This is a genomic window from Streptomyces sp. BE303, assembly GCF_036290945.1.
In the GTDB taxonomy this organism is placed as follows: Bacteria; Actinomycetota; Actinomycetes; order Streptomycetales; family Streptomycetaceae; genus Kitasatospora.
The window spans coordinates 40,258-64,710 of sequence record NZ_JAQYWZ010000817.1 but is presented as its reverse complement, the minus strand read 5'-3'; the positions used below and the strand labels follow the sequence as shown (position 1 = coordinate 64,710).

Below are 24,453 nucleotides of genomic sequence, written 5' to 3'. Positions count from 1 at the left end.
CACGACGGGGTGCCGGGCGGGGCCCGGCCGGATGAGGTCCACCGGTGGCGCGGGCGGCACTCATCGGCCCGGTGGCGGGGGGCCGCCGGGCGGGGTGTGCGTGGAGGGGCCGCCCGCTAGCGGACGGGCGGCGGCAGGATCACGAAGCGCATGGGGCCACCCTAGCGCCGGCCGGCGGGCGGGCGGGCGGGCCGCGGCGAGATCGGACTGATCGGCCCGACGTGGGCCTCCGTCGGCTCGACCATCGGCTCGGGACGGCGGTACGGCGCGAAGAACGACGTCGTCGTCGCCGGGTCGACGCGGGCGGTCACCGGGACCGCGTCACCCCTCGCGCCACGGGGCGGGCCCGCCGGTTCACCAACCCGGCGGGCCCGCCCCGTTCCCTCGCGGACCGCTGTCTACAGCGACAGCACCGCGCGCAGCGCCCGCTCCACCTCCGCCTCCGGGTCGTCGGCCGCCCCCTCGGCCCGCCAGGCCACGAACCCGTCGGGCCGCACCAGCACCGCACCGTCCGGGCGCACGCCGTGCGACGCGGCGAAGTCGCCGCCGGGCTCGGGCGCCAGGTCGTCCTCCGCCCCGTCACCGATCCGGTACGCGTCGAGCGGAACGGCCAGCCGGTCCGCGGCCCGCCGCGCCGCCACGTGCCAGGCCGCGCCCTCCGGGCCGGTCAGCAGCACCATCGCCTGCTCGTACAGGTCGAGGGTGGAGAGCCGGACCCCGGCGCGCAGCAGCCACTGGTGCGGCGCCCGGCTGCCGGGCTCACCGGCCGACTCGAACGCCTCCGGCACCACCGGACCGGCCGGATCGGTCCCGGTCACGGCGCCCGACCGGTACCGGTAGCCGAGCGCCACCGACAGCACACCGGCCTGCCGGCCGACGCCGGGCACCACCGCGTACCCCGGGTGGCTGTGCTCGGCCGACCGCGCCGACGCCCGCTCCCCGGTCACCTGGGCCACCGGCCGCCGCTCGCTCCCGTACGTCTCCAGCAGCCCCGGACCGGCCCAGCCGCACAGCGCCGCGGCCAGCTTCCAGGCCAGGTTGTGGGCGTCCTGGATGCCGGTGTTGGAGCCGAACGCCCCGGTCGGGGACATCTCGTGCGCCGAGTCCCCGGCCAGGAACACCCGCCCGGCGGAGTAGCCGTCGGCCACCCGCTCGGCCGCGTGCCAGGGGGCCCTCCCCGTGATCTCGACATCGAGGTCCGGCATGCCGACCGCGGCCCGGATGTGCCGCACGCAGCGCTCGTCGGTGAACGCCTCCAGGGGCTCGCCGCGCTCCGGGTGCCAGGGCGCGTGGAACACCCACTCCTCGTGGTTGTCCACCGGCAGCAGGGCGCCGTCCGCCTCCGGAGCGGTCAGGTAGCAGGCGATGAAGTGACGGTCGCCCACCACCTCGGCCAGCCGCTTCGCCCGGAAGGTGATGCTGACGTTGTGGAACAGCTCGCCCTTGCCGCTCTGGCCGATCCCCAGGGCCTCCCGGACCGGGCTGCGCGGACCGTCCGCCGCGACCAGGTAGTCGGCCCGCACCCGGCGCTCCTCGCCGGTCTCCCGGCTGCGCAGCAGCGCCGTCACGCCCTCGTCGTCCTGCTCGAAGGAGAGCAGCTCGGTCGAGAACCGGATGTCCGCGCCCAGCTCCCGGGAGGACCGCAGCAGCACCGGTTCCAGGTCGTTCTGGCTGCACAGGCACCACGAGCTGGGGCTGAAGCGGGCGAGCCGCCCGCCCGGGTCGATCTCCCGGAACAGCCACTCCTGCTCCTCCCCGGTCAGCGAGGGGGCCTGAAGGATGCCGTGGTTCGGCGCGAGCACCGAGGCCGCCTCGCGGATCGCCGGCTCGATCCCGGCCACCCGGTACAGCTCCATCGTGCGGACGTTGTTGCCTCGGCCACGCGGGTGATGCGAGGTGTCGGCGTGCTTCTCGACCAGCAGGTGTCTGACACCCAGTCGGCCCAGGAAGAGCGAGGCGGACAGCCCGACCAGCGAGCCGCCGACGATCAGGACCGGCACCCGGTCGTCAACCTTCGGATTCATCAATTGCTCCAGCCTGTACGGAGGTTCGGGGCCCTGATGCGGGCTCGGAGCCGCCCTCGACGGGGCTCTCGGACACAGCGGCCCCGTTCTTCCATCCCCCGCGCCGGGGGGCTTCTGCCGCCGCTTCGCCCGGATGGCCCGCATATCTCGCGCCGCCCGTGCCCGCCGCGCACGATCGACCTCAGACCTGGCGCCGACCCCGACCGGCCGACCGCCACCGCACCGCCCTCCCCCCGCCGGAGGCCACCCGGCCCCTCCGGCCCGGCGCCGCCGCACGCGGCCCCCGACGCGTACGGCCCAGAAGCAGAAAGTGGATCATGACGACCCTGTCCGAACCCCCCGCGCGGCAGCACTCCGAATCCGAGACCCGCCTGCGGGTGGTGCTGATGCTGGAGATCCAGGACGGCGCCCAGCAGCGCTTCATGGACGTGTACGAGCAGCTCCGCCACCAGGTGGCCACCGTCCCCGGCCACGTCAGTGACCAGCTCTGCCAGTCCATCAACGACCCCCGCCAGTGGCTCATCACCAGCGAGTGGGAGGACCAGGAGACCTTCCTGGAGTGGGTGGACAGCCCGGCCCACCGGGAGATGGTCAAGCCGATGCACGGCTGCGTCAGCGACACCTTCCGCTCGCTGCGCTACACCATCCTCCGCGAGACCTCCGCCGCTGGCGTCACCGGCACCCGGGCCCCGCAGGAGGTGCCCGAGGGCCTGCCGCGCACCACCCCCTCCGGACAGGCCGGCCCGCCCAAGGCCGACCCCGGGCCCGACGGCGTGGTCCGGCACGCCCTGACCTTCACCGTCAAGCCCGGCAGCGAGCCGGAGGTCGCCCGGATCCTCTCCGGCTACACCTCGCCCCGCGCCGAGGTCGACGACACCACCCGGCTGCGCCGCACCTCGCTGTTCATGCACGGCAACCGGGTGGTCCGGGCGGTCGAGGTGGTCGGCAACCTCGGCGACGCGCTGCGGCACGTCGCCATGCAGCCCGAGGTACGGGCCGTCGAGGAGGCCATCAACCCGTACCTGGAGGAGGCCCGCCAGCTGGGCGACCCGCAGGCGGCCCGCGCCTTCTTCGCCCGGGCCGCACTGCCGGCCGAGCACCAGGCGATCGCCGGCTCCCCCGCCTCCGGCCGGCTGCACCGGCACGCGGTGCTCTACCCGGTCAAGCCCGGCAACGGCCAGGCCGTCGCCGACCTGCTCGCCGACTACGACAACCTGGCCACCGTCGACCCGACCGGGCCCGTGGTCACCAGCACCGTCTTCCACCGGGACGACGTCGTGGTCCGCCTGGTGGACCTGCGGGTCCCCGCCGAGGCGGACCCGGCGGCAGGACTCGGCGTCGCCGGCGAGCGCGAGGCCGCCCTCCTCGGCCGGCTGCTCGACCTCGGCCCGGAGGGCGACCTGCGGACCGTCGGCGGGCTCAGCGCCGTCCTCGCCGCCCGCGCCATGAACCCGGTCACCGACCGCACCTCCCAGCCCGCCTGACGCTCCGCCGCCTCCCCGGCCGGGCCACCACCACCGATCCCGACATCCGTAAGGAAGAAACCATGTCCACGCAGTACCCACGGATCGTGCACGTCTCCGAGGCGCCGGAGAACCGCAGGCGCGGCGGCGACCTGCGCGCCATCCTCACCCCGACCACCTGCGGCGCCACCAGCGGGTTCATGGGGCTGGCCATCGTGCAGCCCGGCGAGCGGATCGGCGAGCACTACCACCCGTACTCCGAGGAGTTCGTCTTCGTCGTCGCCGGCGACCTGGAGGTGGACCTGGACGGCGAGACCCGGGTGCTCAAGCCCGAGCAGGGTCTGATGATCCCCATCGACATGCGCCACCGGTTCCGCAACGTCGGCGACACCGAGGCCCGGATGGTCTTCCACCTCGGCCCGCTGGCACCCCGCCCCGAACTCGGCCACGTCGACACCGAGGAGACGGAGCCGGTGGGCACCTCCGCCCCGCCGGAACACGCCAAGGTGGCCTCGTGAGCCGGCGACGGGTCGCCGTCACCGGAATCGGCGTGGTCGCGCCCGGCGGAGTCGGTGTCCCCGCGTTCTGGGAACTCCTCACCTCCGGGCGGACGGCGACCCGGGGCATCACGCTCTTCGACCCCACCGGGTTCCGCTCCCGGATCGCCGCCGAGTGCGACTTCGACCCGGCCGCCCACGGGCTCGGCCCCGACGAAGTCCAACGGGCCGACCGTTACGTCCAGTTCGCCATGGTGGCCACTGACGAGGCGCTCGCCGACTCCGGGCTGGACCTGGCCGCCGAGGACCCGTGGCGGATCGGCGTCTCGCTCGGCACCGCCGTCGGCGGCACCACCCGGCTGGAGCACGACTACGCCCTGGTCAGCGCTGGCGGCGCCCGCTGGGACGTCGACCACCGGCGGGCCGAACCGCAGCTGCACCGGGCCTTCGCGCCCTCGACGCTCGCCTCGGCGGTCGCCGAGCGGACCGGGGCGCGCGGCCCGGTGCAGACCGTCTCCACCGGCTGCACCTCCGGCCTCGACGCCATCGGGTACGCCTTCCAGAGCGTCGAGGAGGGCCGCGCCGACATCTGTCTCGCCGGCGCCTCCGACTCGCCGATCTCGCCGATCACCGTCGCCTGCTTCGACGCCATCAAGGCCACCAGCGAGCGCAACGACGACCCGGCGCACGCCTCCCGGCCGTTCGACGCCCACCGTGACGGCTTCGTGCTCGGCGAGGGCGGCGCGGTCCTCGTCCTGGAGGAACTGGAACACGCCCGGCGGCGCGGCGCCCGGATCTACGGCGAGATCGGCGGCTTCGCCACCTTCGGCAACGCCTACCACATGACCGGCCTCACCCAGGAGGGGCTGGAGATGTCCCGGTCGATCGACCACGCGCTCGCCCACGCCAGGGTCGACCGCGGCGACGTCGACTACGTCAACGCACACGGCTCGGGCACCAAGCAGAACGACCGGCACGAGACGGCGGCCGTCAAACGCTCGCTCGGCGAGCACGCCTACCGGACGCCGATGAGTTCGATCAAGTCGATGGTCGGGCACTCGCTCGGCGCGATCGGCGCGATCGAGGTGGTCGCCTGCACCCTCGCGCTCGACCGCGGCGTCGTCCCGCCGACCGCCAACTACGAGACACCCGACCCGGAGTGCGACCTCGACTACGTACCGCGCACCGCGCGGGAGATGCCGCTGCGCCACATCCTCTCGGTCGGCAGCGGGTTCGGTGGATTCCAGTCCGCCGTCGTGCTCACAAGAACGGGGTGAGATCCATGACGTCACGTCAGCAGAACCGCCGGGCGGTGATCACCGGCCTCGGCGTGGTGGCGCCGAACGGCGTGGGGGCCGACGCCTTCTGGAAGGCCACCAGGCAGGGCGTGAGCGTCCTCGACCGGATATCCCGTGAGGGCTGCGCGGACTTCCCCCTGCGCATCGCGGGCCAGGTGAGGGACTTCGACCCGGCCGCCGCCATCGACAGCCGCCACCTGGTGCAGACCGACCGGTTCACGCACTACGCGATGGCCGCCGCCGACCAGGCGGTGGCGGACGCCGGATACGTCCCCGACCCCGACGACCCGTACGCGGTCGGCGTGGTCACCGCGGCCGGCTCCGGCGGCGGCGAGTTCGGCCAGGGCGAACTCCAGCAACTCTGGGGCAAGGGACCGCAGTTCGTCGGCCCCTACCAGTCCATCGCCTGGTTCTACGCCGCCAGCACCGGCCAGGTCTCCATCCGCGGCGGCTACAAGGGCCCGTGCGGGGTGGTCGCCAGCGACGAGGCCGGCGGCCTGGACGCCCTGGCCCACGCCGCCCGCGCCATCGAACGCGGCACCGACGCGGTGGTGGCCGGCGCCGCCGAGGCCCCGCTCGCGCCGTACTCGATGGTCTGCCAGCTCGGCTACCCCGAGGTCAGCCTCGCCGACCGGGCCGACCGGGCCTACCTGCCCTTCTCCCCCGCGGCCTGCGGCTTCGCCCCCGCCGAGGGCGGCGCGATGCTCCTCCTGGAGGACGAGCGGACCGCCCTCGGGCGCGGCGCCACCGTCCGGGCGTACCTGGCCGGGCACGGCGCCACCTTCACCGGTGCCTCCCGCTGGGAGGAGTCCCGGGAGGGCCTGGCCGCCGCCATCCGGATCGCCCTCGACCAGGCCAGGATCTCGCCGGAGGAGGTCGACGTGGTCTTCGCCGACGCCCTCGGCGTCCCCGCCGCCGACCGCGCCGAGGCGCTCGCCCTGGCCGACGCGCTCGGCCCGTACGCCGAACGCGTCCCGGTCACCGCCCCGAAGGCCGGCACCGGCCGGGCCTACTGCGGCGCGCCGGTGCTCGACACGGCCGCCGCCGTGCTCGCCATGGAGGACGGCGTCCTGCCGCCCACCCCGAACGTCACCGAGGTCGGACACGACCTGGCCCTGGTGACCGGGCGCGCCCGGCCGGCCGAGCTGCGCACCGCGCTGGTGCTCAGCCGCGGGCTGATGGGCTCCAACTCGGCCCTGGTGCTCCGGCGTGGCGACCGGGAGGCCTGATCCACGCCCCGCCCGTGCCGTCGTTCCACCGCTCCACCGGTCGCCCGTCGCCCGCCCCGCCGGCTCGACCGTCCGGCCGCTCAACCGCAACTCGCACGCTATGAAGGGACATCCCGTGAGCAACACCCTCAGCTATCCCGAACTCGCGACGCTCATCCAGGCCCGGGCCGGCGTCGCCGTCGACCCCCTCGACCTGGAGCGCCCCGGCGTCAGCTTCGACGACTTCGGCGTGGACTCCCTCGGCCTGCTCGGCGTGGTCGGCGAGCTGGAGAACCGGCACGGCGTGAAGGTCACCAACGGCGCGGAGTCGGCGAAGACCCCCGCCGAGTTCCTCGACCTGGTCAACTCCGCCGTCACCGCGAAGGCGGGTGCCTGAGATGGCCGGACACACCGACAACGAGATCGTCATCGCGGCACCGCTCGACCTGGTCTGGGAGATCACCAACGACCTGGAGAACTGGCCCCAGCTGTTCAGCGAGTACGCCTCGGTCGAGGTGCTGGAGCGGGACGGCGACCGGGTCACCTTCCGGCTGACCATGCACCCCGACGACGACGGGAAGGTGTGGAGCTGGGTCTCCGAGCGCACCACCGACCGGTCCTCGCTCGCGGTCCGGGCCCGGCGGGTCGAACCCGGCCCGTTCGAGTTCATGGACATCCAGTGGGAGTACGCGGAGGTCCCGGCCGGCACCAGGATGCGCTGGGTGCAGGACTTCTCGATGAAGCCCACCGCGCCGGTCGACGACGACGGCATGGTCAACCACATCAACCGCAACTCGCGGATCCAGCTGCAGCTGATCCGCGAGAAGGTCGAGAAGAAGGCCGCGGAGCTGTGAGCACGACGTCCCCCCTCACCACGCAGACCCACCGCGCGCTGATCGTCGCCCGGATGAAGCCGGACGCGGCCCGGGGCATCGCCGACGTGTTCGCCGAGTCCGACCGGGGCGAGCTGCCCCAGCTGATCGGCGTCACCGGGCGGAGCCTCTTCCAGTTCGGCGACGTCTACCTCCACCTGATCGAGGCGGACCGGCCGCCCGGCCCGGCCGTCGCCCAGGTCGTCGGGCATCCGGAGTTCCGGGCGGTCAGCGACGCGCTCACCGCGTACGTCCAGGCGTACGACCCGGCCACCTGGCGCGGGCCGAAGGACGCCATGGCGCACGAGTTCTACCGCTGGGAGCGCACCGGCTGAGGGCCGGTGCCGGTCCGTCGAGCGGACACCCCGTCGGCCTGCGGCCTGCGGGGTGTCCGCTCGTGCGGGTCAGCCGGCCGGCCCGGTCATCGCGGCGAGGACGGCGCGCCAGTCCTCCCCGGGCTCCGGGCGGAGCAGCTCGGCGAGCGCGTCGGCCCGGTAGCGCCACGGGCGGCGCAGCTCGGGGTCCGCGTCCTCCGTGGCGGTGACGGCGCCGGCCGAGCCGAGCAGGCGGACCAGCTCGGTGGCGAAGTCCGTCCAGGAGACGTGGCCGGTCACCGCGTTGACCACCCGGCCCGGTGCCCGGGTGAGGCCGCCCGCCAGGGCGCGGGCGAGGGCCGCCGAGTGCACCCAGCTCGCGCCGTACCAGTCGGCGCCGCCCTCCGGCGCGGATCGCGGCAGGGTGATCGGCCGGCCCGCCAGGGCGTCCTGGTAGAGCGCGCCGGTGGCGCCCCAGCGGAGCTGGTCGCGCAGCCGCCGGTTCGGCCCCCAGACCAGCGGCGAGCGGACCACCGTCCAGGGTCCCCGACCGTCGGCGGACTCGCGGAGGATCCGCTCGCACTCCGCCTTGGCCCGCCCGTACGGGCTGACCGGCCCGGTGGCCGGGGCGCCCTCGGCGACCTCGCCCGGCGCGGGGCGCCCGTAGGCGTCGACGCTGCTGACGAAGACGAAGCCGGCCCCGCCGCGCCAACCGTCCACCAGGGCGCGCATCGCGGCGACGTCGACGGCGTGCTCGGTGAACGTGCACGCGGAGTGGATGACGGCGTCCACGCCCTCGACGGACCGGCGCAGGCTGTCGAGGTCGGCGAGGTCCCCCTCCGCGACCTCGACGCCGCTGCGGGCCACCAGGTGCGCCGACTCGGGGCGGACCAGGGCGCGGACCGGTCGGCCCTGGGCGACGAGCTCCTGGAGGACGGCCGCGCCGACACCGCCGGTGGCCCCCGTGAGCAGCACGGTGCCGGCCCGGGTGGCCGTGCTCCGGCCGGTCCCGGTCCGCACGCCCGCGGCGGCGGACGCGGTCGCGGTGGAGCGCCGTTCCGCGGCGCGGGTGGTGAGGAGGCCGGCCAGCGCCCGGGGCGTGCGCTGTTCGAGAACGTCCAGCCCGGTCAGCGGCAGACCCGTGCCGGTCCGGAGCCGCTCCGCCAGCTGGACCGCCACCAGCGAGTGGCCGCCCAGCCCGAAGAAGTCCCCGTCCGGCGACGGGCGTCCGCCCAGCAGGTCCCCGAACGCCGCCAGCACCGCGTCGAGGTGGGCGGACGGGGCGGCGGCGGGCGCGCCGGGGAGGCGGGCCGGGTCGAGGGCGCCGTCGGGGTGGCGGGGCAGGGTGTCCATGAGGGTGACGGCGGCGGGGAGCCGGTCGGGCGGCAGTTGTCGGCGGAGGCCCGCGCGCAGGTCGGTGCCGCCCGGGGCGGACGGGCCGCGGACCACCGCGTAGGCGAGCGCCGGACCGTCGTCCGGGGCGAGCACGGCGGCGTCGGCGACCCGGGGGTCGGCGAGCAGGGCGGCGACCGCGGGGTGCTCCGGTCCGACGGACCCGGCGGGCGACGGCGGGGCGGCGAGGCGGCTGCCGGGGAGCTCGGAGAGCGGGCGGTCGGCGTCGGCGGCGACGGCCACGAGCAGCTCGGCGAAGGCGGCGTGCAGACGGCGGGCGGTGGGCTCGTCGAGGGCGGCCGGGTCGTGCTGGAGCAGGCAGCGCGGCTGCGGGCCGTCCTCGACCAGCAGGGTGAGGCCGAACTTCGCGAGACCGAGGTCGATGTCGACGGCCTCGGCGGCGAGACCGGGCAGGGTCAGCGGCTCCGACGGGCCGACCAGGTCGCAGCTGACGGCGAGCAGCGGGGTGCCGTCAGCGCCCCGGGCGGCGGGGCCGAGCCGCTCGACGACCAGGTCGAACGGGACGTCGTGGTGGACCTGCGCGTCGAGCAGGGCGGTCCGGACGGCGGCCAGGACGTCGGTGAAGACCGGGTCACCGCCGGGGAGTTCGGCGCGGACCGGCAGGGTGTTGACCTGGAGGCCGACCAGTCGGCGCAGTTCCGGGCGGGCCCGGTGGCCGCCGGCGCAGCCGAGGACGAGGTCGGGCTCGCCGGTGGCGGTGCGCAGGGCGGCGAAGGCGGCGGCCAGGACGACGGCGAAGAGCGTGGCCCCGTGCCGGGCGCCGAGCCTGCGCAGGTCGTCGAGGGTGCCCGCGGCGAGCGGGGAGCCGTGCAGGGCGGCCCGCCGGTCGGGGGTGCCGGGCGGGACGGGGCGCAGCAGCGGCAGCGGCCGGGCGCCGGTGAGCGCGGCGGCCCGGTCGGCCGCCGTGGCGGCGAGCTCGTCGTCGCGGCCCCGCTCCCAGCGGGCGTAGTCGGCGTACGGGAGTCCCGGCTCGGGGAGGTCCTCCGGTCGGAGCCCGGCGGCGTCCGCGTACAGGGCCGCGAGGTCGGCGGCGAGGATCGGCAGGGACCCTCCGTCGACGGCGATGTGGTGGATCGTCAGGAGGACGGTGTGGTCGTCGGGGGCGTGCCGGAGGGCGAGTGCGCGGAGCACGGGGCCGGTGGCGAGGTCGAACGGGCGGGCCGCTTCGGCGTGCAGCAGCGCGGTGCCGTCGGGGTCGGTGCTGCCGGGATCGGTGCCTTCCGGGGCGGCGGGCCGCACGGGGACCGGGATCGGGACGACCGGCCCGGTCTCCTGGTAGGGCCGCTCGTCGCGCTGTCCGTAGCGGGTACGGAGGATCGCATGGCGGGCGGTCAGGCCGGTGAGGGCCGTCGCGAGGGCGTCGAGGTCCAACGGACCGCGCAGCCTGGTGGCGAGCGGGACGTGGTAGCGCGCGCCGCCCTGGCCGAGCCGCTCCATCAGCCACATCCGCTGCTGGGCGTGGGAGAGCGGGGCCGCGCCGGTGGCGGAGGTCCGCGGGACCGGCCCGGCGCCGCGGGCGGGGCTCACGGCGCGACCGGGGCCGGCGGCGGAGCCCGAGGTCACGGGGGTGGCGGAGGGGCCGGGAACGGCGGCCGGGGGGCCGCCCGCCCGGTCGGCGGACCCGTCCGCGACCCGGCGGCGGGCGCGGCGGAGCAGGGCGGCCTGGTCGACGGGGGCGGCCTGACCTGCCTGGTCGGCAGGGGCGGTCATCGGGTGGGCTCCTGGTGGTGTGCGGCGGGCCGGGCGGCGTCGCCGTCCGCGGGTTCGGCGGGTTCGGCGGAGGCGTCCGGCGCGGCGGACTCGGCCGCGAGGAGGGCGCGTTCGATCAGCGCCGCCTGGCCCGCCACGGTGGGGTGGTCGAGGAAGTCGCCGAGCGGCAGGTCGACGCCGAGGTCCTCGCGGAGGTCGTCGACGACCCACATCGCGAGCAGCGAGTGGCCGCCCTCGGCGAAGAAGTCCGCTTCGGGAGCGGTCACTTCGTGCTCCAGGGCCCGCGACCAGGCCGCGGCGACGACCTGCTGGATCGGGGTGAGCGCGGCGCCGGCGCCCGGCCCGGCGGCGGCCCCGGGCGCGGGCCGGTCGTCGGACGCCAGGGCCCGGCGGTCGACCTTCCCGCTGCCGGTGAGCGGGAGGGCGTCCAGCACGGTCCAGGCGGTGGGCACCAGGTGCGCCGGGAGGCGCTCGGCGAGCTGCCGGCGGAGCGCCTCGGGGACGGGGCGGGTGCCCTCGGCGGGGACGACGTACGCGGCCAGCGCGGCGTCCTCGTGCCCCGCCCGGCGGACCACGACCGCCGTCTCGGCGACCTCGGGCAGGCTGCGCAGCGCGTGCTCGACCTCGCCGGGTTCGATCCGGAAGCCGCGGACCTTCACCTGGTCGTCCAGCCGGCCGTGGAACTCCAGCGTGCCGTCGGGGCGCCGCGCGGCGCGGTCGCCCGTGCGGTACGCCCGGCCGAGGCCGGGGAGGTCCGCGAACCGCTCGGCGGTCAGCTCCGGTCGGCCGAGGTAGCCGAGGGCCAACCGGGCCCCGCCGATCCAGAGTTCGCCGCGGGTGCCGTCCGCGACGGGCCGCCGCTCCTCGTCGAGGACGAAGGTGCGGGCGCCGCCGAAGGGGCGGCCGATCGGGATCGGGCCCGTGCAGTCGGCCGGCCGGATGCGGTGCAGGGTGGTGTAGGTGGTGGCCTCGGTGGGCCCGTAGGCGTTGACCAGGTCGAGCCAGGGGAAGGCGCGCAGGACCGCGTCCGCGTGCTCGACGGAGAGCGCCTCGCCACCGACGATCAGGGTCCGCAGGACACCGAAGATCCGCGAGCGGCGGGCCGCCAGCTGGTGGAAGAGCGCGGTGGTGAGGAACGCCGTCGTGACGCCGAACCGCTCGATGTCGCGCGCGAGCTCCTCGGGGGTCGGCCGTTCGGCGGGCGAGACGGCGACGGCGGCCCCGCGGACCAGCGGGGCCCACAGCTCGAAGGTGGCGGCGTCGAAGGCGGCGGGCGAGTGGAGCAGGACGCGGTCGCCGGGGCCCAGCGCGATCCCGTCGGGGGCGGTCACCAGGTCGGCGACGGCGCTGTGCGGCACCTGGACGCCCTTCGGCTGCCCGGTGGAGCCGGAGGTGTAGTAGACGAGGGCGACGCCGGCCGGGTCCGGGTGCACCGGGTCGGCGCCCTCGGCGGTCTCGACCGTGCCGGCCGCGGCGCGACCGGACTCGGTGAGCGCCAGCGAGCGGTCCGCGGGGAGGCCGGCGTCGGCGAGCAGCGCCTTGTCCCCGAGGGTGAGCCGGACGCCGGCGTCGTCGAGCATGCCGGTGAGGCGCGGACGCGGGTAGGCCGGGTCGAGCGGCACCACGTGGCCGCCGGCCCACCAGACGGCGAGCTGGGCCACGGCCTGGCGGGTCGCGCGGGCGCAGAGCAGGCCGACGGCGGTGCCGGGGCCGACCCCTCGGGCGGTCAGGTCGGCGGCCAGCCGGCCCGCGGTGGTGACGAGTTCGCGGTAGGTCAGGGCGGTGGAGCCGTCGGTGACGGCGAGGGCGCGGGGGCGCAGCGCCGCCTGCCCGGCGATGAGCGCCGGAACGGTGGCGGCTTCGGGCGCGCCGGCGGGCGCGGCCTCGGGCGGGGCGTCACCGGTGGCAGGGGTGTGCGCGGCGGTGGAGGTCATGGGGTGGTTCCCTTCCGGGCACCCCGGCGGCGTACCGGGGTGCCCTGCGGCGGCGGTCGGGAGGTGCGGCGGCCCGTCAGCCGGTGGCGGCGCTCGTGAGCCGCTCGTCGATCAGCCGGGCGATGGCCCGCAGGTCGGGCTGGCGCAGCAGCAGCGGGGCGCGCAGCCGTACTCCGTACGCGTCCTCCAGTGCGGCGAGCAGTCGGGCGGCGGTGACCGACGTCCCGCCCGAGTCGAGGAAGTTGTCCGCCGGTTCGAGGTCCGTGCGGCCGAGCAGCTCGTGGCAGAGCCGGAGCACGGTCCGCTCGGTGGCGGTGGCGGCCGTCTCGGGCGCGGGTCCGGCCGGGCGGCCGGCGTCCTCGGCCTTGAGCAGCGCGGCCCGGTCGATCTTCCCGTTGGCGTCCAGCGGGAAGGTGTCGACCAGCCGCAGGGTGCCCGGCACGGCCTGCTCGGGCAGCCAGGGCCGGACGGCGTCCAGCAGGTCGGCCGCCGCGGGTACGGGTTCCTCCGGCGCGGGCTGGACGAAGGCGAGCAGGTGGGCACCGCCGGCCGTGCCCGGGCGGGCGACGACGGCGGCGCGGCGGACCCGGGGGTCGCGTTCGAGGGCGGCCTCGACCTCGGCCGGTTCGATCCGCACCCCGCTGACCTTGACCTGGTCGTCGAGCCGGCCGAGGAACTCGACCACGCCGTCGGGGCGCATCAGCACGCGGTCGCCGCTGCGGTAGACCCGGTCGGTGCCCTCGATCTCGTCGGGCGCCGAGACGAAGCGTCGGGCGGTGAGCTCGGCGTCGAGATAGCCGATGGCCAGGCCCCGCCCGCCGATCCGCAGTTCGCCCGCGTGGCCGTGCGGCACCGGGCGGCCGTCCTCGTCGGTGACCAGGACGACGGCGCCGGGGATCGGGCGGCCGATCGGCGGCGCGCCCGCTCCGTGGTCCGCGCCGGGCGCCATGCTGTGGACCGTCGTGACGACGGTGGCCTCGGCGGGACCGTAGGCGTTGTGGACGGTCGCGGTGACGTCCGGCCCCGGGGCGCGCCGCAGCCGGTCCCCGCCGACGCAGAGGTGCCGCAGGGCCAGCCCGGCGGGCCAGGGGCGGTCGAGGACGGGCTCGGCCAGCGGGGTGGGCAGCACGCCGACGGTGATGCCGGCCGTGCGCCACCAGTCGGTGAGCGCGGTCGGGTCCCAGCGGACGGCGTCGGGGGCGACGACGAGCGCGGCGCCGGAGGTGAGGGTGGCCCAGAGCTCCATCAGGTGCGGGTCGAAGGCGACCCCGATGAGCAGGCTGTGCCGGTCGCCGGGGCCGAGGCCGGTCAGCTCGCGGTACCACTGCAGCATCGCGCCGAGCGCGGACTCGGTGACGGCGACGGCCTTGGGGGTGCCGGTGGAGCCCGAGGTGAGCACGGTGTACAGGGTGCCGGCGGGGATGCGGACGCCCGCCGCGCGGTCGGCGGCGAAGGCGGCGACCGCGCCGGCCGCGCCGGGGGCGGTCAGCGGCCGGTGGAGCCCGTCCCGGTGGGACGGCGGCAGCAGTGCCGGGTCACCGACCAGGCACGCGGGCCGCAGCTGTTCGGCGACGGCCTGGAGCCGGCGCTCGCCGGGACGCGGGCCGAGCGGCAGGTGGACGGCGCCGAGTCTGGCGACGGCGACGGTGGCCGCGACCAGGGCCGCAGAGTGGTCCAGGCAGAGGCCGACCAGGTCGCCGGGGCGGACGCGGTCGGCCAGGACGTCGGCGAACTCCGACGCGAGGGCGTCGAGTTCCGCGTAGCTCAGGGTCTGCTCGCCGTCGATCAGCGCCGGGGCGTGCGGGGTCCGGTGGGCCCAGCTGGTGAAGAGGTCGAGCACCGCGCCGTCCTGGTGCGGACGCCCGTACGCGATGCTGGCCCCGGCCGGGGTGGTGTCGGTCTGGCGGGTGTCGGTCTGGGGGATGTCGGACTGGGGGTTCGTCATGGCTGCTCCTCCGTGGATCGATCGGGCGGTCGTCGTGGGTCTCACCCCAGGCCCATGGCCTTGGCGACGATCACCTTCTGGACCTCGGAGGTCCCCTCGATGATGGTCGTCATCCGGACGTAGCGGTAGAGGAACTCCAGGGGATGGCCGCGCACCCAGCCGGTGGCGCCGTGCACCTGGAGCGAGCGGTCGACCGCCCGGACGGCCGTCTCGGAGGCGGTGAGCTTGGCGAGCGCGGCGTTCTCGGGGGCCTCGGTGCCGTCGTCGACCAGCCGGGCGCAGGCCAGGGTGAGCAGCTTGGACGCCTCGACCTCGGCCCGGGTGCTCACCAGGTGCTCCTGGACGTGCTGGTAGTCACCGATCCGCTGCCCGAAGGCCCGCCGCTCCCGGGCGTACTCGACGCCGAGCCGCAGTGCGTACTCGGCGATGCCGTTGCACATCGCGGCGACCACCAGCCGGCCCCGGGACAGGCTGTCCATGGCGAGCGCGGTGGCGGCGCCGACACCGGCCTCGCCGCCGATCACCGACGCCATGGGGGCGTGCAGCCGGTCGAGCGTCAGCTCGAACAGCGGCTCGCCGGACATGCCCTCGTAGCGCTGGCCGATCCGCAGGCCCGGGTGGTCCATCGGGAGGACGAAGGCCGTCGCACCGGCGGTGGGCCCGGCGCCGCCGCCGAGGTCGGTGGCGGTGACCACGAGGGCGAGGTCGGCCCGGTCGGCGTTGCTGACGAAGGTCTTGCGGCCGTTCAGCAGCCAGCCGTCCCCGTCCCGGACGGCGGTCGTGGTGAGCCGGAACGCGTCGGACCCGGCCTGCGGTTCGGTCAGCGCCAGACAGCGGGTCCGCTCGCCGCGGACCAGCGGGACGAGGTGGCGCTCGATCTGCTCGGGCGTGCCGTGCCGCAGCAGCGGGCTGGGCCCGTCGGACCCGGCCAGCGCGTACGGGGCCAGCGCGCAGCCGCTGCGCCCGGCGGCGTGGTGGAGCAGCACGACGGCGGTGAACGGCATGTCCGCGCCGCCCAGCTCCTCCGGGTAGTCCCCGGCGTAGAAGCCGAGCGCGGCGGAGCGCTTGCGCACGTACGTCCGCAGGTCGGCCGGCGGCTGCTCGGCGGAATCGCCCAACTCGGCTGCCAGCGGTTCGAGTTCGCGGCGGACGAAGCTCTCGAAGGCGTCGACGAGTTCGCGGTGGCCGGCTTCGAGGACGGCGGAGGGGGCGGAGAGGCTCACTGGTCGGCTCCGGTCAGGGCGCGGGCCTGGTCGGCCAGGACGGGGTGCTGGAAGAGCGTGCGCAGGGGCGGACGGGAACCCAGGCGCGGTTCCAGCCAGGCGGCGAGCCGGGCCGCGAGCAGCGAGTGGCCGCCAACCTCGAAGAAGTGCGAGTCCGCGGTGAACCGGTCGTGGCCGAGCACCTCGCGCCAGGCCTCGGCCACCATGGCCTCGCCGGGGTCGGTGAAGGCCTGCGGTTCGGCCGCCGCCGCCTCGGCCGCGCCCGGCGCCACGGCGGCGATCCGGGCCAGGGCGGCACGGTCGGGCTTGCCCCCGGGCAGCAGCGGCATGACGGCCAGGGCCGTCCAGGCCGAGGGGACCAGGCCGGCCGGGAGCCGGCGGGCCAGGGCGGCGTGCAGGGCCGTCTGGTCGGGCTGCTCGGCGCCCTCCAGGAAGCCGAGCAGGCGCGGGCCGGCGGTCGCGTCCTCGTGCAGCACGACGGCGCAGGAACGGCCGCCCAGTTCGGCGGAGGCGGCGGCCTCGATCTCCTCCAGTTCGATCCGGAAGCCGCGCAGCTTCACCTGGTTGTCGTGCCGGCCCAGGAAGCGGAGCCGGCCGTCCAGGCCCCGAAAGCCGCGGTCGCCGGTGCGGTAGACCCGCTCGCCGCCGAGCGCGGGGACGGTGACGAACCGGGCCTCCGTGACCTCCGGCAGGCCGAGGTAGCCGTCGGCCAGCGCGTCTCCCCCGACGACGAGCTCGCCGACCGCACCGGGCGGCAGCGGGCGGAGGCCCTCGTCCAGGACGTGCACGCGCACGCCGGGCAGTTCGGTGCCGAGCGGGATCTCGGCGGCGTCCGCGGCGACACCGGCCGCCGCCGGGTCGGTCGCCGTCAGGTCGGTCGCCGCCGGGTCGGTCGCCGGACGGCCGGACTCCGCGAGGTCCTCGTCCGTGATCTCGTGCACGGTGGACGTGACGGTCGCCTCGGTGACGCCGTAGGCGTTCAGCACGGTCACCCCGGTGCCCGCGGTCAGCCCGCGCAGGGCCCGAGCGGGCAGCCGCTCACCGCCGAGGACGAGCAGACGCGGGGACCAGCGGCCGTCCGCCAGCGCCTCGCGCAGGTCGTCGCGGACGGCCAGGGCGTAGCTGGTCGGCAGGTTGGCGACGGTGACCCCGCGGGCGGCCAGCACCGCGACCAGCTCGGGCCCGGTCGGGACCTCGCGCTGCGGCACCACGAGAGCGGCGCCCGCGACCAGCGAGGGCAGCACCTCCTCCAGCGCCACGTCGAAGGAGGGGCGGGCGAAGAGCAGCACCCGGTCCGCGGGCCCGAGCCCGTAGCGGGCGGCGACCGCGGCGGTGTAGCGGGCCAGCGCCGTGCGGCCGACCAGGACCGGCTTGGGCACACCGGTCGAGCCGGAGGTGTGGATCACGTAGGCGGCGCCGTCGAGCACCGCTGCGGGCTCGGCCTTCGGGAACGGCGGGCCGTCCAGCAGGGCCGGGGCGACCGTGCCGGGCAGCGCGAGGGCGCTCTGCCGGGTCGCGAGGACCAGGGCCGGGCCGAGCCGTTCCAGCAGCAGGGCGAGCCGGGCCTGCGGGTCCTCGGCCGAGAGCGGGGCGTAGACCGCGCCGTACCGCAGGCAGGCGAGCAGCGCGACCACGCTGTCGACGCCGCGCGGCAGCACGGTGGCGACCGGCTGGCCGGGCGTCACACCGGCGGCGCGCAGGCGCTCGACGAGGGCCCCGACGCGGCGGTCGAGGTCGCCGTAGCCGAGCCGCTCGGTGCCGGCGAGCAGGGCGAGGGCGCCCGGGTCGTGGGCGGCGGCCGGGTCGAGGTCGGCGAGCCGGTCGAGGCCGGCGGGCGGGGTGGGCGCGGCGGACCCGGTCCCGTCGGTGGCCGCGGTGACCCCGGTCCCGACGGTGGCCGCGGTGGCCCCGGTGACGGGTGCGAGGTCGGCGAGCGGCGCGTCCGGCCGGTCGAGGTAGTCGCGGAGCAGCGCCAGCAGCCGCTCGGTGAGCAGGACGGCCGTCTCCTCGGCGAACAGGTCGGCGTCGTAGTCCCAGACCAGGGTCATCCCGGCCGTGCCGAGCTTCTCGCCGACCACCCGGCGGTCGTCGGGCAGCAGTACCAGGTCGAGGTCGAAGCGGGTGGTGCCGGTGTTGAAGCCCTCGTACAGCGACACCTCCAGTCCGGGCGCCTGGACGTCGGGCAGCGGCGCGTCGTGCGCGCTGAACATGACGCTGAACAGCGGGTTGTCCGCGCCGCTGGTGTGCCGGCCCAGCGCGCGGGTCAGCTCCTGGACGGGCACGTCCTGGTGGGGCAGCGCGCGGAACAGGACGTCGGTCACCTCGTCCACGGTCTCCGTGCCGGGCGCGACCGGGTCGAGCCGCAGGCGCAGCGGGACGGTGTTGACGAACATCCCGACGGTGCCCTCGAAACCCGGCGGGCGGTTGCCCACGGCGGTGCCGACCATCAGCTCGCGGTGGCCGCTGTGCCGGCGCAGCAACTCGGCGAAGAGCGCCAGCAGGGTGGAGAACGGGGTGTGCCCGTCGCGCCGGCCGCGCTCGCGCAGCCGCTCGGCCAGATCGGCGCCGATCGACTGGCGCAGCTGGCCGCCGCGGTGCCGGCGCACGACGCCGGGCCGGGCCAGCCCGGGCAGCGCGAGGTCCACCGGCGCGTCGGCCAACTCACTTTTCCAGTAGGCGAGTCCGCGCTCCCTGGCGGCGTCCTGGCTGGGACCGGCGGCCCGCACGTGGTCCTCGTACGAGGGTGCGGCGGGCAGGGCGGCGACCTCGCCGAGGACGTGGGCCCGGTAGACGGTGAAGAGGTCCCGGAGCAGGATCGCGAACGAGTGCCCGTCGTGGATGAGGTGGTGCTCGACGTGGATCAGCCGGTGGTGGTCGTCGGCCAGCCGGACGAGGTGCCAGCGCAGCAACGGAGCCTGCGCGGTGTCCAGCGGCTCCTCGGCCTCGGCGGCGAGCAGGGTCCGGAACGACGCCTCGGGGTCGGGTTCGACGGAGAAGTCGCTGGTGCGCAGGCGCGGTTCGGTCCGGGCGCCGACCCGCTGGAGCGGCAACCCCTCGGGCCGGGCCACCAGTTCGAGCCGCAGGCCCGGGTGGTGGGCGAGCACGGCGGCCAGGCCGGCCCGGAGCGCGTCGGTGTCGAGCGGCCCCCAGAGATCGAGGGCGGCGGTGAAGTTGTACGCGCGACTGCCTGGCAGCATCTGCTCGTGCAGCCAGACGATCTCCTGCGACGAGGAGAGTGCGAACATGGACAACTCCCTTGCGGTAGCGATTGGGTGTGTGTGCAACGGGGCGGGCGGGCGCGGTGGGCCCGCCGCTGCCGGGCGGGCCGGGGATGGTGGCGCGCGCGGCGGGACGTGTGCGGGGTCGGAGGTCAGGTCCGGATTCGGGCCCGATTCGGTTGGGTCGTCCGGGTGGTGAGGGTCGGTGGGTCCGGTCCGGCGGCCTCAGGCGGGCGGGCCGAGGTGACGGCGCAGCGTCGCGAGCAGTGCCTCGAACGCGGCCTCGGCGTCGGCGTCCCGGTAGCGGTCGCGGTCCCAGGCCAGCCGGACCAGCAGGTCCTCACCGTGCGAGGCGGAGACCGCCAGCGGGGCGGCGAGCGGACGACCGCCCACGTGGGTCTCCCGTCCGGCGGCGCCGCCGAGCACCAGCGGCGGCCGACGGTTCAGGTCCTCGAAGGTCAGCAGGCCGTCCAGGGTCCCGGACCAGCGCGCCCCGGCCGAACGGGCGGCGCGCACCACCTCGTCGTACGGCGTGTCCGCGTGGTCGAGGTCGTCCCACCACTCGGCGCCGAGCTCGTCGAGGCTCCGCGCAGGCCCGGGCGCGACCGGGTGGACGAGGGTGTTCAGGAAGCAACCGAGGACGGGTTCCGCCCCGGGCGGGCGGCCGCCCCACGGGTAGCCGAGCGCGAGCACCCGCTCCCCGGCGGCGAGCCGGCGGGCCGCGGCGCCGACGGCGTCCAGCAGGGCCGGGAAGACACCGCCCCGGGCGGCCCCGGTCGCGGCGGGCAGCCGGTGGGTGACCACGCCGGTGGACCGGGCGACACCGCCGGCGGCGGCCTCCTCCCGGGGGACTTCCTCCAGTCCACCGAGCCGGGCGGCCCAGTGGGCGTGTGCGGTCTCGCTCGCGGCCGCCGCCTCGCCGGCCAACTGGCCCTCCACCGCGGCCCGGTAGGCCGCGACGCCGTCCTCGTCCGGACTGTCCGGCCGGGCCCGGCCTCCCAACCCCTCCGGTGCGGACGCGTCGTCCTGTCCGTACGCCGCGGTGAGGTCCGCCGTGACCAGTCCGAGCGACTGCTCGTCGCAGGCGGCATGGTCCAGCGCGACGGCCAGCACCTCCTCGTCGTCGTCCGGCGCGGACGCGAGCAGCAGGCGCAGCACCGGTCCGTCGAGCGGCCAGTCCAGCAGCGCGCGGCGCAGCGCCGCCGCGGCCGACCGGTCCGGGCCGCCCCGGCCGACGGCCGCCCGGGCCACCTCGACCGCCGGCGCGCCGAGCCGGAGGAGGGGGGTGCCGCGCACCGTCGTGAACGCGCCGCGCAGGGCGGGGTGGCGGGCGGCCAGCCGGACGGCTGCGCGGTGCAGGCGCGGCAGGTCGACGGTCCCGCGCGGGAAGGCGAAGAACAGCGGCACGATGTCGGTTCGGCCGCGGGGGTCGCGGCGGCGGGTGATCAGGAACCGCCGCTGGGCCCCGGTGAGCGGGAGCAGTTCCGCCGGGGCGGGGGCGGCGTCGAGGACGGACCGGTAGCGGGCGAGGTAGGCGGCCGTGATGCTGGAGTACACGGAGGGTCTCCGCTTTCGGTTCAGGGCGTTCGGACGTCCAGGGCTGGTGCGGGCGGCTGCGGGCGTCGGATCCCGTTCAGCCGTTGCGGGCCGGTCGGCCCGATGCGGCCCTGTCAGGACGTCGGAACGTCAGGAAGTCAGGAAGTCGGAAGGTCGGGGCGGAGGACGGTCCGGCGGGCGGGCGGTGGTCAGTGCACCGTTCTCGCGTCCTCCGCGGCCTCCGGGTCGGTGCGCTCGGGGACGCCGGCCGACGCCGGTCCGGCGTCCGGTCCCGACCCCGTCTCCGGGTCCGGCACCGGCTCCGCCCCCGGGGCGGAGGGCAGGTCCCGCATGCCGCGCAACGGTGAGAGCAGCAGCGGCACGGGCACCACCAGGGTGCCGACGGCACAGACCCAGAGCGCCGCCCGGGGCCCGGCCGTGTCCGCGACGGTGCCGCCGATCAGGGCACCCAGCGGCAGCGTCCCCCAGACCAGGAAGCGCATGGTGGCGTTCATCCGGCCGAGCAGCTCCGGCGGGCAGAGGCTCTGCCGGAAGCTCACCTGGGCGACGTTGTAGGCCACCGCGCCGAACAGCACCACGACGCCGCCGACCGCGAACAGCACCGCCCCCGCTCCCCCGTCGGCGAGCGGCCAGAGCAGCGCGAACGGCCCGGTCACCAAGGGGGCGAGCCAGATCAGCCGGCCCTGGCCGATCCGCCGGGCGAGCGGGCCCGCGCAGACCGCGCCGGCGAGGCCGCCCACGGCCGAGACCGAGAGCAGCACCCCGATCGCCGCCGGGGAGAGGTCCAGGACCCTGACCCAGAAGACGGTCTGCACGGCCATCAGCACCGCGCTGAAGAGGTTGGACGCGGCCGTGGCGGCGGCGATCACCCGGAGCAGTGGATGCCCCACCACGAACCGGACGCCCTCGGCGACGTCCTCGCGCAGCGAGCGGCCGGGCTCGGTCCGGGGCTGCGGTTCGTGGGCCCGGATCCGGGAGAGCAGCACCGCCGAGGCGAGGTAGCCGAACGCGTCGGCGACGATCGCCAGCGGTGCGCCGAGCAGTTGGACCAGCCCGCCGCCCAGCCCCGGTCCGGCGATCTGTGCGGAGGAGCGGACGGTCTCGATCGCACCGTTGCCCGCGATCAGCTGTTCACGCGGCAGCAGCACCGGCAGGTAGGACTGGTGGGCGACGTCGAAGAAGACCGTCGCCACTCCGGTGACCAGGGCCACCAGGTAGAGCTGGACCAGCGTGAGCGCGTCGAGCACGCCGGCCACCGGGATCGAGCCGACGGCCAGGCAGCGGAGCAGATCGGCGCGGACGAGGACGGGCAGCTTGCGCATCCGGTCCAGCCAGGCACCGGCGGGCAGGCCGACCAGGAGGAAGGCGGCGGTCTCGGCGGCCGTCAGCAGGCCGACCTGGAAGGGCGTGGCGTCGAGTTCCAGCACCGCGACCAGGGGCAGCGCGACCAGGGTCACCTGCGTGCCCGCCTGGGCCGCGACCGCTCCCGAGAGCAGGAGCCGGAAGTCGCGACGGGCCGACGGAGGGGTGCGGGGTGGATGGGGCTTGTCGTTCATCAGTACGACTCTCGGTTACCGATTCGCTACCGGGCAACCGTCTGGCTCGTTTCCGGCCTCCCTCCCGAACGACCGGATCCCGCCGCTCCCGCAGGCTTCCCTTAGCCCGCCCTTATGTCACGGATCCGGGCCCGCGACCCTCCTCCGGAACCGGGACCAGCGATGTCGTCCCCCTGTCGCCACCGGCGTCACGTGTCCACCGTTGCGTCCGATATCCGGACCACCCGTTTCGCGCCAGCGGACGGTCAACCTCAACTTGGCCGGATCCGGTGAAGTGCTGACGTTCCGTCACCTGGCCGTGGCTCCACCGTGGTAACCGCAGACGAACGGCCCCCGGACCACAGCGGGTCCGGGGGCCGGGGGCCGACGGTGCCGGGGCCGCCCGGCACCCGGTCAGGCCGGGTCGAGGACGGCGTCCGGGGTGCGGCCGGCCTGGGCCTGCTCGATGCGCTTGACGAGCATCGCGGCGAGCCGACGGGTCGCGGCCCGGTCGACCGGGCCGCCCTCGGTGGTCACACTGGCGACCACCGTGCCGGACCGCAGGACGATGCTCACGCCGTCCCGGCCGCCCAGCTGCCCCTGGAACGCGCGGCTCTCGGTGCCCAGCACCCCGAGGTCGAGCGCGGTGTAGTGAGCGGCGTCGCCGTAGGCCGCGTAAGCCTCCTTGAGGCGGTTCGCGGCCTCCGCCCTTCCGGCGAGGGTGTCGACGCCGAAGCGCGCGGTCACCTCTCCGGAGGCGAAACGGGCCGTGCCGCTCAGCGGCTTGCCGGTGCACGGCGCGGTGGTGGTGCAGGTGGTGGCGTGGTCCGCGGTGTCCACCTTCCGCTTCTCCTCCTCCCACCCGGTCATCGCCTTCTGGTCGGGCAGGAGCTGCAGGACGAGCTTGCCGTCGAGCAGCAGGGTGTCCGAGTCCGGCCCGGCGGTCGGCTGCGCACCGCCACCGGCGGTGGTGCCCGCGGTGTTCGCGCCCGAAGCGCCACCGGGAGCGCCACCGGCGGGAGCACCACCGGACGCACCGCCGGAGCCGGCGCCCGTCGTGGCGCCCGCCGCCGTACCGGCCGGCGCGGTCACGCCGTCGGCCGCCGGAGTACCGCCCGGCTCGGTACCGCCCGCCGTCCCCGGGGCCGCGGTCCCGGTCGGGGCCGGGGAGGCGGTCCCGGTCGGGGCCGGGGAGGCGGCGCCGGAGGCCCCCGCCGCGCCCTCCGCGCTCCCCGGACTCGCCGAGGCGGCCACCGTGCTCCCGGCCGTGTGGCCGGAGGTCTTCCCCCCGGACCCGCAGGCCGCCAGCGTCCCCAGCAGCACACCCACCGCCGCCGCGGCGGCCACCTTCCGACCGGCCGTCCCCATGTCCCGCCCCTTTCGTGTCCGTGGTCCCTCAAGATAGACGCGGGCCGGGCCTGCCGGTTCTCCGGGGCATCCACCTCGGCGAACGGCCGCGCGCGGCCGGGGCGCCCCCGGAGCGCTCCGGGGGCGAACGGTCACGACCGGCCCCGGGCGGACCGGATCACGGCGGGTCAGGACGGGTCGGCCGCCGCGCCGCCCGGGGCGCCCTGCGGCAACGGCTCGACCCCCACCACCCGGCTGACCCGGGTGGGCTCGACCAGCACCACCACCCGCCGCTCGCCGGGGACCCGCCAGCCGTACTCCGTGCCGAGGTACGTCCGGGCCAGCCGGTCCATGTTCCGGTCGGCCTCCTCCCCCTCGACGAACCGCACCACCCGCCCCCGGATCTGCACCCGGTCGTACGGGTCGGCCGGGTCGGCGAGCGACAGGCAGACCCGGGGGTCGCGCCGCAGGTTCCGCTCCTTCACCCGCCCGACGGAGGTGTTGAACAGCACGAGGTCTCCCTCCATCCCCACCCACATCGGGCTCACATGCGGCGAACCGTCGGCGTTGACCGTGCCGACGTACCAGATGTGTCCCGCCTCGATCCGCTCACGGACGTCCTTCGAGATCTCAGCCATGCGCCGAGTCTCCCCACCCCCGCCCCGGCTCACCCGTACCCGCGCACCCGGGCACCGGCCGGCGCGGCACGGACCGGACGACGGCCGGACGACGGCCGGACGACGGCCGAACGGGATGCCGACGCGTCGTCGGAACGACCCGTTCCGACGACGGATACCCCGGGGGGACCCAATCACCCGGATCGCCCAGGGCACCCGGGTGAACACGCCCGGGAGTCCACCCGAAGGGCGCACCGGCCCGCCCGCCGCTGCCGTCC

17 protein-coding genes are annotated in these 24,453 nt (G+C 76.3%); 7 read left to right on the top strand and 10 right to left on the bottom strand.

Annotation, left to right across the window (positions count from 1 at the left end; all coding sequences use genetic code 11):
- Positions 1-398: 398 nt before the first annotated feature.
- The gene (locus PUR56_RS28295) at positions 399-2,024 is read right to left on the bottom strand and encodes an FAD-dependent oxidoreductase (protein WP_329951014.1); all 1,626 of its coding nucleotides are present in this window, start codon (positions 2,022-2,024) and stop codon (positions 399-401) included.
- 317 nt (positions 2,025-2,341) lie between these two features.
- On the opposite strand from PUR56_RS28295, the gene PUR56_RS28290 reads away from it, so the two are divergent.
- The 7 genes from PUR56_RS28290 to PUR56_RS28260 all read left to right on the top strand — a co-directional run bounded on the left by PUR56_RS28290 (position 2,342) and on the right by PUR56_RS28260 (position 7,697).
- Positions 2,342-3,508: a SchA/CurD-like domain-containing protein gene (locus tag PUR56_RS28290; protein ID WP_329951013.1), complete on the top strand. Its 1,167-nt coding sequence runs from the start codon at positions 2,342-2,344 to the stop codon at positions 3,506-3,508.
- Positions 3,509-3,570: 62 nt separating this feature from the next.
- Positions 3,571-4,005, top strand: a complete 435-nt coding sequence (locus PUR56_RS28285) for a cupin domain-containing protein (RefSeq protein ID WP_329880056.1) — start codon at positions 3,571-3,573, stop codon at positions 4,003-4,005.
- Positions 4,002-5,261: a beta-ketoacyl-[acyl-carrier-protein] synthase family protein gene (locus PUR56_RS28280; RefSeq protein WP_329880057.1), complete on the top strand. Its 1,260-nt coding sequence runs from the start codon at positions 4,002-4,004 to the stop codon at positions 5,259-5,261. The genes PUR56_RS28285 and PUR56_RS28280 overlap by 4 nt, the downstream gene beginning before the upstream one ends.
- A 5-nt stretch (positions 5,262-5,266) precedes the next feature.
- On the top strand, positions 5,267-6,511 hold the full coding sequence (locus PUR56_RS28275) for a beta-ketoacyl synthase N-terminal-like domain-containing protein (RefSeq protein ID WP_329951012.1): 1,245 nt from the start codon (positions 5,267-5,269) through the stop codon (positions 6,509-6,511).
- Between the two features lie 115 nt (positions 6,512-6,626).
- Positions 6,627-6,887, top strand: a complete 261-nt coding sequence (locus PUR56_RS28270; RefSeq protein ID WP_329951011.1) for an acyl carrier protein — start codon at positions 6,627-6,629, stop codon at positions 6,885-6,887.
- Between the two features lies 1 nt (position 6,888).
- Positions 6,889-7,344, top strand: coding sequence for an SRPBCC family protein (locus PUR56_RS28265; protein ID WP_329880061.1), 456 nt, complete (start codon positions 6,889-6,891; stop codon positions 7,342-7,344).
- Positions 7,341-7,697, top strand: a complete 357-nt coding sequence (locus PUR56_RS28260) for a TcmI family type II polyketide cyclase (RefSeq protein WP_329880062.1) — start codon at positions 7,341-7,343, stop codon at positions 7,695-7,697. The genes PUR56_RS28265 and PUR56_RS28260 overlap by 4 nt, the downstream gene beginning before the upstream one ends.
- Positions 7,698-7,766: 69 nt before the next feature.
- On the opposite strand, the gene PUR56_RS28255 is transcribed toward PUR56_RS28260, so the two are convergent.
- From PUR56_RS28255 to PUR56_RS28215, 9 genes are all read right to left on the bottom strand, one after another.
- The gene (locus tag PUR56_RS28255; protein WP_329951010.1) at positions 7,767-10,799 is read right to left on the bottom strand and encodes a condensation domain-containing protein; all 3,033 of its coding nucleotides are present in this window, start codon (positions 10,797-10,799) and stop codon (positions 7,767-7,769) included.
- Positions 10,796-12,733, bottom strand: coding sequence for a non-ribosomal peptide synthetase (locus PUR56_RS28250; RefSeq protein WP_329951009.1), 1,938 nt, complete (start codon positions 12,731-12,733; stop codon positions 10,796-10,798). The genes PUR56_RS28255 and PUR56_RS28250 overlap by 4 nt, the downstream gene beginning before the upstream one ends.
- Positions 12,734-12,809: 76 nt before the next feature.
- Positions 12,810-14,678: a non-ribosomal peptide synthetase gene (locus PUR56_RS28245; protein WP_329951008.1), complete on the bottom strand. Its 1,869-nt coding sequence runs from the start codon at positions 14,676-14,678 to the stop codon at positions 12,810-12,812.
- 41 nt (positions 14,679-14,719) lie between these two features.
- Positions 14,720-15,901, bottom strand: a complete 1,182-nt coding sequence (locus tag PUR56_RS28240; RefSeq protein ID WP_329951007.1) for an acyl-CoA dehydrogenase family protein — start codon at positions 15,899-15,901, stop codon at positions 14,720-14,722.
- Positions 15,898-19,146: a non-ribosomal peptide synthetase gene (locus PUR56_RS28235; protein ID WP_329951006.1), complete on the bottom strand. Its 3,249-nt coding sequence runs from the start codon at positions 19,144-19,146 to the stop codon at positions 15,898-15,900. Before PUR56_RS28235 ends, PUR56_RS28240 begins: the two co-directional genes overlap by 4 nt.
- A gap of 198 nt (positions 19,147-19,344) precedes the next feature.
- Positions 19,345-20,676 (bottom strand): condensation domain-containing protein, encoded by a 1,332-nt coding sequence (locus PUR56_RS28230; RefSeq protein WP_329951005.1) that lies wholly within the window; start codon positions 20,674-20,676, stop codon positions 19,345-19,347.
- 188 nt (positions 20,677-20,864) lie between these two features.
- Entirely contained in the window at positions 20,865-22,232 is a 1,368-nt protein-coding gene (locus tag PUR56_RS28225) for an MFS transporter (RefSeq protein WP_329951004.1), read from the bottom strand.
- A 393-nt stretch (positions 22,233-22,625) separates the two neighbouring features.
- The gene (locus PUR56_RS28220; RefSeq protein ID WP_329951003.1) at positions 22,626-23,579 is read right to left on the bottom strand and encodes a hypothetical protein; all 954 of its coding nucleotides are present in this window, start codon (positions 23,577-23,579) and stop codon (positions 22,626-22,628) included.
- Between the two features lie 167 nt (positions 23,580-23,746).
- Positions 23,747-24,196, bottom strand: a complete 450-nt coding sequence (locus PUR56_RS28215; protein WP_329951002.1) for a PPOX class F420-dependent oxidoreductase — start codon at positions 24,194-24,196, stop codon at positions 23,747-23,749.
- Between the last annotated feature and the right edge of the window lie 257 nt (positions 24,197-24,453).

What these genes read in the sequence shown, in the direction of transcription:
- PUR56_RS28225 (WP_329951004.1), bottom strand. Translation starts at nt 22,232, where the DNA reads ATGAACGACAAGCCCCATCCACCCCGCACCCCTCCGTCGGCCCGTCGC.
- PUR56_RS28245 (WP_329951008.1), bottom strand. Translation starts at nt 14,678, where the DNA reads ATGACGAACCCCCAGTCCGACATCCCCCAGACCGACACCCGCCAGACC.
- PUR56_RS28285 (WP_329880056.1), top strand. Translation starts at nt 3,571, where the DNA reads ATGTCCACGCAGTACCCACGGATCGTGCACGTCTCCGAGGCGCCGGAG.
- PUR56_RS28235 (WP_329951006.1), bottom strand. Translation starts at nt 19,146, where the DNA reads ATGTTCGCACTCTCCTCGTCGCAGGAGATCGTCTGGCTGCACGAGCAG.
- PUR56_RS28215 (WP_329951002.1), bottom strand. Translation starts at nt 24,196, where the DNA reads ATGGCTGAGATCTCGAAGGACGTCCGTGAGCGGATCGAGGCGGGACAC.
- PUR56_RS28265 (WP_329880061.1), top strand. Translation starts at nt 6,889, where the DNA reads ATGGCCGGACACACCGACAACGAGATCGTCATCGCGGCACCGCTCGAC.
- PUR56_RS28295 (WP_329951014.1), bottom strand. Translation starts at nt 2,024, where the DNA reads ATGAATCCGAAGGTTGACGACCGGGTGCCGGTCCTGATCGTCGGCGGC.
- PUR56_RS28250 (WP_329951009.1), bottom strand. Translation starts at nt 12,733, where the DNA reads ATGACCTCCACCGCCGCGCACACCCCTGCCACCGGTGACGCCCCGCCC.
- PUR56_RS28255 (WP_329951010.1), bottom strand. Translation starts at nt 10,799, where the DNA reads ATGACCGCCCCTGCCGACCAGGCAGGTCAGGCCGCCCCCGTCGACCAG.
- PUR56_RS28220 (WP_329951003.1), bottom strand. Translation starts at nt 23,579, where the DNA reads ATGGGGACGGCCGGTCGGAAGGTGGCCGCCGCGGCGGCGGTGGGTGTG.
- PUR56_RS28290 (WP_329951013.1), top strand. Translation starts at nt 2,342, where the DNA reads ATGACGACCCTGTCCGAACCCCCCGCGCGGCAGCACTCCGAATCCGAG.
- PUR56_RS28275 (WP_329951012.1), top strand. Translation starts at nt 5,267, where the DNA reads ATGACGTCACGTCAGCAGAACCGCCGGGCGGTGATCACCGGCCTCGGC.